Origin of the sequence: Ferrovum sp. (assembly GCF_027317285.1) — a bacterium.
GTDB lineage: Bacteria > Pseudomonadota > Gammaproteobacteria > Burkholderiales > Ferrovaceae > Ferrovum.
The window spans coordinates 253-12,450 of sequence record NZ_DAHVHV010000023.1; the positions used below are offsets into that span (position 1 = coordinate 253).

Here is a 12,198-nt window from a genome sequence, read left to right on the forward strand (position 1 = left end):
AGCTACCGCCACCACCGCTTGAAGAGGCAAGCCGGGATTGTATCATCCCGGCTTGGGATTTGCTAGTCTCCGGATATCTCAATCCGCAGTCGATCTGTTTCCACGGGTTCGTTTGAGAAACCAGAAAGGTCTGGCTGGTCTGGAATACATACGCTCGGGGTGTTACGCGGAGGACAAATTTCCTGTATGTTTCAGCCATCCCATTGTACGGCAATTCCAGGAATTCCCATGCTCAGTCCCCTTGCGCCAGAACACCCGGTCACTTCCGCCATTTCTCCCGTGGCTGCTTCGAGTATCGATATTCGCGAGAGCGACGGGGTGCGAACGCTGCATTTCGGGTCCGAGTGGGTGCAAGGAGCCATGCGGGTGGCCCGCCCCTGGACTCTGGAACTGGAGTATACCCGTGCCATGATTTTCCCCTTGATCCTGTGCGAGGAAACCCCGACCAGAATTCTCCTGATCGGGTTGGGGGCTGCATCTCTGCTCAAGTATTTGTATCGTCATTGTCCGCATGCCCACCTGACGGTGGTGGAAATCGATCCACGGGTGGTACGAGCAGCACGCCAGTTTTTTCGCATGCCGGAGGATTCCAGGCGAATCACGGTGGTGGAGGGCGATGGCGCTGACTTCATGGACCATGTCGGTGAAATCTATGACCTGATTCTGGTGGATGGTTTCGATGCGCGGGCGCGCGCAGGGCGGTTGCAAGGTGAGAGGTTTTACCGGAACTGTGGACGGGTCCTGAGTGCGCACGGTTTTCTATGCGCCAATTTCTTGACCCGTCAGCGCGGGTATCGGGCGGCCTTGACTGCCTGGAGCACCATTTTCTCGGGACGAAGCCTGCGGTTTCCGACGCTGGACAGTGGTAATGGGGTGGTTTTGGCCAGCGCGGGGCCGCAGGGTCCCTGGTCTCTGGCGGAGTTGCGGGCACGCATTCTGGCCTGGAAAAAAGATCATGCTCTGGATCTGGGTCATCTTTTTGCCCGCATCGAACAACTTCAGTCCGGTTCGGGCGGGATGTTGAGGCTGGGTCAGTGATCAGAGGCCGCTGTGCTGTTGGGCCACCATGCAAAAGATCACGGGGATGGAAAGCATGGTATTGAAGCGCGAAGTCAGCATGGCGATCCGGGCCGCCTTGGGTTTTTCAATGATTTCCACAGGGACGAGTCCGAGCGCTTTTTTCTGATTCGGCCAGATGATGAACCAGACATTGAAAGCCATGAGGAACCCCATCCACATGCCCAATCCGATCGGCACGACTCCGTCACGCAGCATCAGGGCCTGCATGACATATCCATTCATGGAGGCCAGTCCCAGGCCCATGAAGACGGTGGCCAACGCTGCCCAGCGGAACCAGAAAAGGGCGGCGGGTGCGATGACCTTGGAAATGGCGGGTTTTTGCTCGTCCGGGATTCTGGGCATGGAGGGGATCTGGACGAAATTGAAATACCACAGCAGACCGATCCACATGATGGCCACGGTGACGTGCAACCAGCGGAAGGCAAAAGTCCACCAATTGTGGGAGAGCAGGTCTACGTTACCTCCTCCAATAATGGCCAGGATCAGGGCGAGCAGGACAAAACCTGCGCTGATGGTACGACCCAACGACTGGAAAATGATACTCATGACAGACTCCTGAAAGTGTGAGATTTTTATGACGGGGTTTTTTCCCCGTTCGTTTGGAGGGGAGGAAGATACCACATCTCTTGAAAATTACGTCAAGATACGGCGATATTCGGTACGGCAGGAGTCTCCCGGCATGGTTCAATAGCCCCTCTGCATGAAGGAGGAGGGGGATGAGAGGGAAATGGATGGGGCGTCCGAAGCGCGAGGATCCGCCTGATGGTACTCCCCCCATCGTCAATCCCCGGGTGGTACAGGCATGGTTCGAGGTGCAGGGTGCGGCGCTGGTAGAGCGCAACCGCTGGTTTCTGGTCAGTCTGGTCCTGGGGGTGGGGTTGTTCCTGAGCGGTATTGCCCTGGTGCTTCTCCTTCCTTTGAAGACCGTGGTTCCCTTCGTGCTGGATCGCTCGGAAAATGGGTCCGTCGCTGTTTCCAGCACCCATGTGCAGGTATACCACCCGGCGGAGTCTGAAAAACGCTACTTTCTGGCACGGTGGGTTCGTCAGTTGTTGACGCTCGACCCGCATCTGACCCCCACCTATCTGGCTGATGCGTATCAATTGACTCGAGGCAAGGCAACGGTGGAGTTCACCGACTGGGTGCAACGCAACCAGCCGATGGCCGAATTACGTAAAGACCCCACCCTGACGCGTACCGTGGCTGTGTCCAGCGTATCGCTCATCGAGGATGAAGCAGCGCTGCTGCGTGTCGTGACGGAACGGCGTAATGGCGGAAATCCCATGGCACGGCGCGAGAAGTTCGTTCTGACCCTGCACTTTGCCGTGGTGGCTCCCGAGCGTGAGGAAGAAGTCCTGAAAAACCCGGCCGGGCTATTCATTACGCATTTTTTGGTGAATACGGATTTGGAGCAATGAATGAACGATCTGCCCCTCGGAAATTCCGGTTTCGTCGTCGCGGTAAAAAAACGCATGTTCTCCTGGCATGGTGTGAGTGGGGTAGGGTGGGCAAGGGCAGGTTGGTGTCTTTGTGCTTCGTTCTTGACCCAAGGGGCGGTTTCCGAGCCTGTGTCGCCGACCCGTACACAGGTGCAAGTCTATGATTCGGAAGTTCCGACGGAAATTCTCACTGTTCCCGGAGTGCCTACGGATCTGCAGTTGGCTCCCCATGAAAAAATCACTGGATTGGCTCTGGGCGATACCCTTCAATGGCGTGTGGAGGAATTGCCGGGGCACCTTTTTCTCAAGCCGCTGCGTCCCGACCTTTTCACGGCGGGAACCTTGGTAACCAACCTGCGCGTTTACTCCCTGGTTTTGCGCAGTACCACGCCTCAGGGACCTTGGGTGATGCGGGTGCGATGGATTCTGGATGAGGAAAAATCCCTGTCTTCTCCATCGGGAAAAACGATCCATTCCCTTTCCCTGACGCCCCGGCGCGTGCATACCCATTACACGATCAAAGGCGAAGCGGAATTCCGTCCTCTGGAGGTGTTTGACGATGGGCGTTTCACCTGGATCGACATGGGACACCCTCAGGTACTTCCTGCCGTCTTCATGGTCGATGACGAGGGTTCCCGACTGGTCAATTACCTGCTTCATCCCCCTTATTTCGTGGTGCAACGCCTGATGCCTCATTTTCTGCTCAAGTTGGGCGGCACCGAGGTCGAAGTAATCAATCCGGACTATGGCAAGCCCTCCGAAGTGCAAGGAGATGCATCAGGGCAGAAACCATGAATGAAGGGGAAGTCATGGGGATGGCCCAGGCAGGCAGGGAAAAAATCATCCAGCCAGGATCCGGTGGTTCCCCTGCACCGGGCGCGGAGGAACCTGTTCCCTGGGAGGAGGCACAGGAGTGGACAAAAGGGGTTCCGCCGGGCAAGGTCCGTCGCCATTTGCACTGGTGGGTGGCTGCAGGTTTGGGACTGGCAGTGGTGCTGGGGTTCGGGGTGCAGGCGCTGGTCGGGCGGGTACGGGCAGCCTCGCCCTCGCTCGATGCCCAGGCGGTGGTTTTGGGGCAGGCTCCGGCAGTCAGTACGCTGCAGCATGAGTTGGTGCGTGAGCAGATGGCCGACCCTGGGCCACCTCCGCCGCTGGTGGACGATGCGGGAGATAAAACCCGTCAGGCCGAGCAGGAACGCCGGCATCAGATCGAGTTGGCCCGTGCCCAGCAGGCAGCCCAGATTGCAGCCAGTCCAATTCTGGCCATTGGGGGACCGGTGGCTCAACCAGTTCCACTTTCAACGCCTGCCCCGGGCAGTACCTCGCCCCCTGCAGAGCCCGGTTCGGGGATCGGCATGCTGCCAGGGAGTGCATCGGTTCCTCCCACCATCCCTTCTCTGGGGTTGGGGCTGAACGGGGTGGGCGCCTTGCCTGCCCTGACAGGAATGGTGGCTTCGCCCTGGAATCCGACTCCAGCCGTACCAGGAACGGCATCGCAACCGCCTCCAGCAGCAGTGCGTTCACGCCAGAATACGACCCCTCTCGAACCGGTCCAGCCGGCCAATCATGCCCTCGTACTGGAGGGCACCGTCATGCCGGCGGTCCTGATCACCCAGATCAACAGTGATCTGCCCGGATTGATCACGGCCCAGATTACGGAGGATGTCTACGATTCCATCGACGGAACCCTGCTGGCCATTCCCAAGGGCAGTCGACTGATCGGGCAGTTTGCGGCGCGCATCTTGCCGGGACAGGAGCGTTTGATGGCTTCCTTTCATCGCCTCATTCTGCCCAGCGGAGTGAGTTTTCAACTGGAGGATATGGTGGCTTCCGATGCCCAGGGGCAGTCAGGTATGCAGGATGAGGTGGATAACCGGTTCTGGAAACGTCTGGGTGGGCAGTTCATGACGGCCGGACTGGCTCAAATCATTGCCCAGCCGACGGGAGGCGTGACGGTACTGGGAGGCATGGGCAACAATCTGACCACGGATGCGGCGGGTCAGATCCTGGTCAATACCGCCAGCATCGGTTTCGCCGGGCAAGCGGCCATCGGTCCGGTGATCATCATCAAGAAAGGCTATCCCTTTTCCCTGTTGGTCAACCGCGACATGGACTTTGCCTCCCTGGCCGCTTCTCAGGCAGACATGTCCGGTGCCCCGCCTACGCCTTGATGGAGAAGGGTTTCAATGGCGGTGTGACATCGCCATTCTGGGCGCGCTGACGCAACGCATGATCGATCAATACGAGCGCCATCATGGCCTCCACGATGGGCGTGGCCCGAATGCCGACACAGGGATCATGGCGTCCGGTGGTTTGAACTTCCACGGCCTGCCCCTGGCGGTCGAGGGAACGACGGGGCAGGCGAATGCTCGAAGTGGGTTTGATGGCCAGGTGTGCAATGAGGTCCTGTCCCGTGGAGATTCCGCCCAGAATCCCGCCTGCGTGATTGCTCTGGAACCCATCCGGGGTCATTTCATCCCCGTGTTCCGTGCCTCGCTGGGTCACTACGGCAAACCCGTCGCCAATTTCCACGCCTTTCACGGCATTGATGGACATGAGGGCATGGGCAATGTCTGCATCCAGACGGTCAAAGACGGGTTCGCCCCACCCCGGGGGCAAACCGCTGGCTACCACGCTCAGGCGCGCCCCCACGGAGTCGCCCGACTTGCGCAGATCGTCCATGAACGATTCCAGTCGAGGAACGAGATCCGGGTCCGGACAGAAAAACGGGTTTTGGTCAATGGCGTTCCAGTCTTTGACTGTGATGGGAATGGGGCCCAGTTGGGACAGGTACCCGCGAATGGTGACGCCATAACGCTGCGCCAGCCACTTCCGGGCAACGGCGCCCGCAGCCACACGTGCCGCCGTTTCCCGTGCGGAGGAACGTCCTCCACCGCGATGATCACGCAACCCGTATTTCTGCAGATAGGTGTAATCGGCGTGACCCGGCCGGAACTGCTGGGCGATTTTGTCATAATCACGGCTGCGCTGGTCTTCGTTATGAATGACGAGGGCGATGGGCGTGCCTGTGGTGACCCCTTCGAAGACTCCAGACAGGATCTGCACCTGATCCGATTCGCGACGTTGGGTGACATGCCGGGAGGTGCCAGGTTTGCGTCGGTCCAGGTCGGGTTGGATGTCGGCTTCGCAGAGCGGCAGTCCGGGCGGACAGCCATCGATCACGGCGCCCAGTGCGGGGCCATGGCTTTCCCCGAAGGTCGTGACACAAAACATTCGCCCCCATGTATTACCGGCCATACTCGTTCCCCGCACAAAGGTCGAATCTTAGCATGGAGTGTCGTGACGTCTCCGAATCCGCAGGATCTCCCGATTCATGGGGATTCCGAACCTTGTGGTTTGGCGGTCGACTTCCCTTGATCCGGGCGTATCACGCCGTATTGGGAGAAATGCAACTGGTAGTGGGCGGGGTCCGGCAAGGTGATTCGCACCCACCCCCCCACCGGCAGGGTGAGTTTGTCGCGCACATGACCAAATGGCAGGTTCTGCAACAAGGGGATGGGGAGCAGGTGTTGCAGATAATCCACCACTTGCTCCAGGGCATAAGGTGCTGCAGAGGCATGAGTAGGTTCGCAGCGGTTGAACTGGCCCCACAGGATGGCGCGTACCGAGTTGAACACGCCTGCATGGTACAACTGCATCAGACAGCGCTCGATGATGTAGGGCTCTTCATTCACTTCTTCGAGGAACAGGATGCCTTCCTCCACTTTGGGCAGATAGGGCGTTCCCACCAAATGAGCCACCAGAGACAGGTTACCTCCCCACAGGATTCCTTCCAGCCCGTTCCCGATCTGGCGACGCAGGCGCATTCCGGCCTCCCCTTCGTGAACGGTGAAAGGCAGGCGAATGAGGGGGGACGAGTGGGTTTCGTTTTGCAGCAGAGGCAAGAAATGGTCTTGGTGCAATGCACTTCGGTGTGGATGCCCGAAATCGGGAGCGGCCATGGGGCCTGCAAAGGAGACCAGTCCCGTCCGCGCCAGTACGGCCAGATGGAGTGCCGTGACATCACTGAAGCCGATGATGGGCTTGCGGGCGGCGGCGATGGCCTCATAGTCCAGATGCGGCAGGAGGCGGGTCAAACCGTAGCCCCCCCGGGCAGCCATGATGGCATCCACCTTGGGATCGTGGATCAGTTCATGAAAGTCTTCCAGTCGTTCGGTATCGGTCCCGGCAAAATATTCGTGCCGGTTGCGAATATGGGTTCCTTCGCGCACATTCCATCCGTGTTCCGAGAAATACAGGATGGCCATTTCCAGGGCTCCGGGCTCGGTCAGGAAGCCGGAAGGCGCACATAGCCCCAGGCAAGGGTTGGCTGGGAGCAGATAGGGTAAACGTGTGTTCATGGTGCAAATATAACGTGAAATTCGTTGGTCGTCATTGAGGTGCCTGGAAAGGTCTTTTCCGGTTGCTCCCACGGGAGTGAAAAATTGCCTCGGGTTTTCTGACTGCCGGTCGTTGTGTCATAATAATCCGTTCAGTGGAGGATCCTGGTGATGACGGCTCAAACCCTTTATGACAAGTTATGGCAGGCTCATGTGGTGCGTGAAGAAGGGGATGGCACGACCTTGTTGTACATCGACCGCCATCTGGTTCATGAGGTGACCAGTCCACAGGCCTTCGAGGGACTGACGCTGGGGAAACGTCCCTTATGGCGGAGGCAGAGTATCGTGGCCACTGCGGATCATAATACGCCGACTGTCACTCAGACAGAAATTCACGATCCCGTTTCGCGTCTCCAGGTGGACACCTTGAGCCAGAATTGTCACTCCTTCGGGGTGACGCTGTATCCCATGGGCGATCGGCGTCAGGGCATCGTTCACGTCATGGGGCCGGAGCAGGGGGCGACCTTGCCAGGCATGACCGTGGTTTGTGGAGATTCCCATACCAGTACCCATGGGGCTTTTGCAGCCCTGGCTTTTGGTATCGGCACCTCCGAAGTGGAACATGTCATGGCCACCCAGACTCTGGTGGCGCGCCGTTCCAGGACCCTGCGCGTCACCGTGGACGGGACGCTGCCGGAAGGCGTGACAGCCAAGGATGTGGCGCTCTACATCATTGGGCAGATTGGGACCGCCGGAGGCACGGGATATGCCATCGAGTTCGCGGGGGAGGTCGTCCGGGGTTTCAGCATGGAAGGGCGCATGACCCTGTGCAATATGGCCATCGAGGCGGGGGCTCGAGCAGGTTTGATCGGTGCCGATGAGGTTACCTTCTCCTATCTGAAGGGGCGTCCCCACGCGCCCTCCGATGCCCAATGGGATCAGGCCGTTTCTTACTGGCGCACCCTGCGCAGTGACGAGGAGGCGGTATTCGACAAGGAAATCACTTTGTCGGCGCAACACATCGAGCCGCTGGTGACCTGGGGAACTTCGCCGGAAATGGTGGTGAGCGTGACAGGGCAGGTGCCAGATCCCCGTCTTGAAAAGGATCCAGTGCGTCGCCAGGGCATGGAACGGGCCCTGGGTTACATGGGGCTGACCGCCAATACGCCGATGGTTCGAATTTCTCTGGACAAGATCTTCATCGGCTCCTGTACCAATTCCCGCATCGAGGATCTGCGCGCAGCGGCTGCCGTGGTGAAGGGGCGACATGTGGCGCCCAACATCAAACTGGCCATGGTGGTTCCCGGTTCCGGACTGGTCAAGGCGCAGGCCGAGGCCGAGGGGTTGGATCGGATATTTCTCGAGGCCGGTTTTGAATGGCGCCATCCCGGCTGTTCCATGTGTCTGGGAATGAATGAGGACCGCCTCAGTCCGGGGGAACGTTGTGCCTCTACCTCCAACCGCAACTTTGAAGGACGTCAGGGCACGGGCGGGCGTACCCATCTGGTCAGCCCGCAGATGGCTGCTGCTGCAGCCATTGCGGGACATTTTGTCGATATCCGGGAGAACTTCTGATGCGTGCTTTCACCTCGCTGAACGGCCTCGTGGTACCCCTCGATCGGGCCAATGTGGATACCGATGCCCTTATTCCCAAGCAATTTCTCAAATCCATTCATCGTGCAGGCTTTGGTCCCAACCTGTTCGATGCCTGGCGTTATTTGGACGAGGGTCAGCCCGGGCAGGACAATCGTTTGCGTCCCCTGAATCCCGACTTCGTGCTCAACCAACCTCGCTATCAGGGGGGGCAGATCCTCCTGGCACGGGAGAACTTTGGCTGTGGTTCGAGTCGCGAACATGCGCCCTGGGCATTGGATGACTATGGGTTTCGGGTGATCATCGCCCCCAGTTTTGCCGATATTTTCTTTAACAATTGCTTTAAGAATGGGTTGCTTCCGATTGTTCAAAAAGAAGAAACAGTTGACTTGCTGTTCAAGGAAGTGGCAGCGACCGAAGGCTATCGACTGCAGGTGGATTTGGCTGAGCAGACCTTGACGACTCCGGACGGCAAGGTTTTTGAGTTCACTGTGGACGGGTTTCGTAAAGACTGCTTGTTGCGCGGGTTGGATGAAATCGGGTTGACCTTGCAACATGCCGATGAGATTCGTGCCTACGAAAAACATCGGGCCCAGCAGGAACCCTGGATTTTTTCCTGAGGAAAAACGTCAGTCATTTGCGGATCGATTCTCTGCAAGAAAATCGGTCTGGGCGCCTTGACGATTGATTATCGATAATCCATAATCTGACCTTTCGGTTTCAGGTCTTCCTGCCATGTGGATCGTTCGTCTTGCCTTGCAGCGTCCCCATACTTTTCTGGTGATGGCGCTGCTGATCGTGCTGCTGGGAGTATTCAGCATTCGTCGCACGCCGACGGATATCCTGCCCAATATCAACATTCCCGTGGTGTCGGTGGTATGGAATTATTCGGGCATGCCTCCCCAGGATATGGCTGACCACATTACGTCGTTTACCGAGCGGGTGGCCACCACCACGGTCAACGACATCGAGCATATCGAGTCACAGTCTCTGAACGGGATCGCGGTGGTGAAGTATTTCTTTCAGCCTCGGGTCAACGAGGACCTGGCCGTCGCGCAGATCACCGCCATTTCCCAGACTCTTTTGCGTCAGATGCCGCCGGGCATGACCCCCCCCTTTATCCTGGCTTATAACGCGTCCAGTGTTCCGGTCATCCAGTTGGCCCTGGACAGTTCTCGCCTGACGGAAGGCCAGTTGTTCGATTTCGGGAATAATTTCATTCGTACCCAGTTGGCGACCGTGGCCGGCGCTTCCCTTCCCTATCCCTATGGCGGGCAGATGCGTCAGGTGCAGGTGGATCTGGAACCGGCAGCGTTGAGGACTTATGGTTTGTCGGCCAATGACGTGACGCGCGCTCTGGCCACTCAAAACCTGATCGTCCCAGCTGGAACGGAAAAAATTGCCCATTGGGAATATGTGGTGAAGTTGAATGCCAGTTTCCCCGATATCGACCAGTTGAACGGCATTCCCTTGCGTACACCTTCCGGGGCTCTGATCCATATTCGGGACGTGGCCCACGTTTACGACGGGGCTCTTCCGCAGACCAATGTGGTGCGTGTGGACGGGCACCGGGCCGTGCTGATGAGCGTACTCAAGACCGGGTCGGCATCCACCCTGACGATCATCGACAGCATCAAGGGCCTCATGCCACAGGTGCGGGCGGACATGCCGCCGGGGATGCACATCCATACCACGGGCGATCAGTCCCTGTTTGTGACGGCGGCGATCAATGGGGTGGTGCGCGAAGGGTTGATTGCAGCGACGTTGACGGGACTCATGATCTTGCTTTTTTTGGGGTCGTGGCGCAGTACCTTGATCATCACCGTTTCCATCCCCCTTTCCGTGCTGGTATCCCTGATCGTGCTGTCCTGGCTGGGGGAGACCATCAATATCATGACCCTGGGCGGTTTGGCTCTGGCCGTGGGGATTTTGGTCGATGACGCCACGGTGGCCATCGAAAACATCAACTGGCACCTGGAGCAGGGCAAGGATACGGAAACGGCCATTCTGGACGGCGCACGCCAGATCGCGATGCCCTCCCTGGTGTCCACCCTGGCTATTTGTATCGTCTTCATTCCCATGTTCCTGCTTACGGGGGTCGCTCATTACCTTTTCGTGCCTTTGGCCGAAGCGGTCGTGTTTGCCATGTTGGCCTCCTGGATACTGTCCCGGACTCTGGTCCCCACCCTGGCGAAATACTGGTTGCACCAGGAACATGGGGAGCCTGCACGCCATCTGGGCGCTGCCATCCATCAACGTTTCGAGGCAGGGTTCAACCGTTTGCGGACGGCTTATCATGTCCGTCTGGAAGGCGTATTGCGCACCCGTCCCCGTCGCTTCATTGCGATTTTCTATGGAGCGATAGGGTTGTCGTTCCTGCTGTATCCATGGATTGGGGAGAATTTTTTCCCGGAAGTGGATGCGGGACAGATCAAGTTACACCTGCGTGCGCCCAGTGGTACGCGTATCGAGGATACGACGGCCTTATGTGACCTGGTGGAACAGGACATCCGTCGCCATGTGGGAAAGCAATTAGACACCCAGGTAGACGTGGTGGGGTTGCCCTACAGCGGGATCAATCTGTCCTACAGTACGTCCGCGCCCATCGGACCGGGGGATGCGGATATTTTCATCACGTTGGGCAAGGGGCATGCGCCCACCCCGGAAGTGGTGCATGACCTGAGAAAGATACTGCACAAGGATTTCCCGACCATTTCCTTTGCTTTCCTGCCCGCAGACATCGTCAGCCAGATCCTGAATTTTGGCTTGCCTGCGCCTTTGGATGTGCAAATTTCGGGGATTCGTCTGGCAGAGAACCGGGTCTTTGCCAATCGGTTGCTGGCCCAGTTGAAGGGGATACCGGGGGCCGTGGACCTGCGCATCCAGCAGCCCTTCGACTATCCCCAGGTGGAAGTCGAGGTGAATCGCGACCTGGCCCAGACCTTGGGGTACACGGAGCAGGATGTGGCCAGTAATCTCATGACCTCCCTGTCTGGAAGTTTTCAGACGGCCCCCAGTTTCTGGACCAACCCAAAAAACGGCGTACAGTACAATGTGTCGGCACAGATGCCGCAATACCGCCTGCAGTCGGTGGGGGATTTGGGCCAACTGCCCATTACCGTGGCCTCGCCCATGGTGCCTCCTCAGATCCTGGCCAACCTGGCCACCTTCCGTCACGGTGTGGGACCCGCAGTGGTCAGCCACTACAATGTGAAACCGGCCATCGATATTTTTGGGGCGGTTCAGGGTACCGATTTGGGTACGGTGGCGAAACGGATTCAGGAAATCATTCATGCGAACCAGAAGTACCTGCCCAAGGGGACGCAGGTGATCGTGCGCGGACAGGTACAAACCATGCGTGACTCCTTTTCCAGTCTGGAATGGGGGCTTTTGAGCGCGATTGTGCTGGTATATTTGCTCATTGTGGTGAACTTCCAGTCGTGGATCGATCCCCTCATCATCATTGGCGCCTTGCCCACGGCCCTGGCCGGAATCGTATGGATGCTGTTTCTTACCCACACGACCTTGTCGGTCCCAGCGTTGACGGGCGCCGTGATGTGCATGGGGGTCGGAGCGGCCAACAGTATCCTGGTGATCAGTTTTGCCCGCGAGCGGGTAGCGGAGGGACTGTCGGCACTCGAGGCGGCGCTCGAAGCAGGCAGTACCCGCTTGCGTCCGGTGCTGATGACGGCTCTGGCCATGGTCATTGGCATGCTGCCCATGGCTCTGGGGCTGGGGGAGGGTGG

At 58.3% G+C, this 12,198-nt stretch carries 10 protein-coding genes (1 of these 10 only partly in view); 7 read left to right on the forward strand and 3 right to left on the reverse strand.

The window, feature by feature from the left end; genetic code table 11:
* Positions 1–228 precede the first annotated feature (228 nt).
* Positions 229–1,038, forward strand: coding sequence for a fused MFS/spermidine synthase (locus M6F29_RS06550; protein ID WP_298158034.1), 810 nt, complete (start codon positions 229–231; stop codon positions 1,036–1,038).
* On the opposite strand, the gene M6F29_RS06555 is transcribed toward M6F29_RS06550, so the two are convergent.
* Positions 1,039–1,626, reverse strand: a complete 588-nt coding sequence (locus tag M6F29_RS06555; protein ID WP_297455690.1) for a urate hydroxylase PuuD — start codon at positions 1,624–1,626, stop codon at positions 1,039–1,041.
* A gap of 170 nt (positions 1,627–1,796) precedes the next feature.
* On the opposite strand from M6F29_RS06555, the gene M6F29_RS06560 reads away from it, so the two are divergent.
* Genes M6F29_RS06560 through M6F29_RS06570 form a run of 3 tightly spaced genes read left to right on the forward strand, consistent with a single transcriptional unit; the run spans position 1,797 to position 4,690 of the window.
* Positions 1,797–2,498 carry a VirB8 family type IV secretion system protein gene (locus M6F29_RS06560; protein ID WP_297455688.1) on the forward strand — a complete coding sequence of 234 codons (702 nt, stop codon included), beginning with the start codon at positions 1,797–1,799 and terminating at the stop codon, positions 2,496–2,498.
* Complete coding sequence (locus M6F29_RS06565) at positions 2,499–3,314, forward strand: TrbG/VirB9 family P-type conjugative transfer protein (protein WP_297455687.1); 816 nt, start codon at positions 2,499–2,501, stop codon at positions 3,312–3,314.
* On the forward strand, positions 3,311–4,690 hold the full coding sequence (locus tag M6F29_RS06570) for a TraB/TrbI/VirB10 family type IV secretion system protein (RefSeq protein ID WP_298158035.1): 1,380 nt from the start codon (positions 3,311–3,313) through the stop codon (positions 4,688–4,690). Before M6F29_RS06565 ends, M6F29_RS06570 begins: the two co-directional genes overlap by 4 nt.
* Here M6F29_RS06570 and aroC read toward each other — a convergent pair.
* Positions 4,680–5,777 carry a chorismate synthase gene (gene aroC / locus M6F29_RS06575; protein WP_298158036.1) on the reverse strand — a complete coding sequence of 366 codons (1,098 nt, stop codon included), beginning with the start codon at positions 5,775–5,777 and terminating at the stop codon, positions 4,680–4,682. The genes M6F29_RS06570 and aroC overlap by 11 nt on opposite strands.
* Positions 5,778–5,851: 74 nt before the next feature.
* On the reverse strand, positions 5,852–6,880 hold the full coding sequence (locus M6F29_RS06580) for a S66 peptidase family protein (RefSeq protein ID WP_298158037.1): 1,029 nt from the start codon (positions 6,878–6,880) through the stop codon (positions 5,852–5,854).
* A gap of 150 nt (positions 6,881–7,030) precedes the next feature.
* Here M6F29_RS06580 and leuC point away from each other — a divergent pair, with 150 nt between their 5' ends.
* The 3 genes from leuC to M6F29_RS06595 all read left to right on the forward strand — a co-directional run.
* On the forward strand, positions 7,031–8,434 hold the full coding sequence (gene leuC / locus M6F29_RS06585) for a 3-isopropylmalate dehydratase large subunit (RefSeq protein ID WP_298158038.1): 1,404 nt from the start codon (positions 7,031–7,033) through the stop codon (positions 8,432–8,434).
* Positions 8,434–9,072 carry a 3-isopropylmalate dehydratase small subunit gene (leuD, locus tag M6F29_RS06590; protein WP_298158039.1) on the forward strand — a complete coding sequence of 213 codons (639 nt, stop codon included), beginning with the start codon at positions 8,434–8,436 and terminating at the stop codon, positions 9,070–9,072. The genes leuC and leuD overlap by 1 nt, the downstream gene beginning before the upstream one ends.
* 115 nt (positions 9,073–9,187) lie before the next feature.
* A protein-coding gene (locus M6F29_RS06595; RefSeq protein WP_298158040.1) for an efflux RND transporter permease subunit crosses the window boundary here: on the forward strand, positions 9,188–12,198 show its 5' portion. It continues 223 nt past the right edge of the window; the window shows 3,011 of its 3,234 coding nt (coding positions 1–3,011); its start codon is at positions 9,188–9,190; its stop codon lies beyond the right edge, outside the window.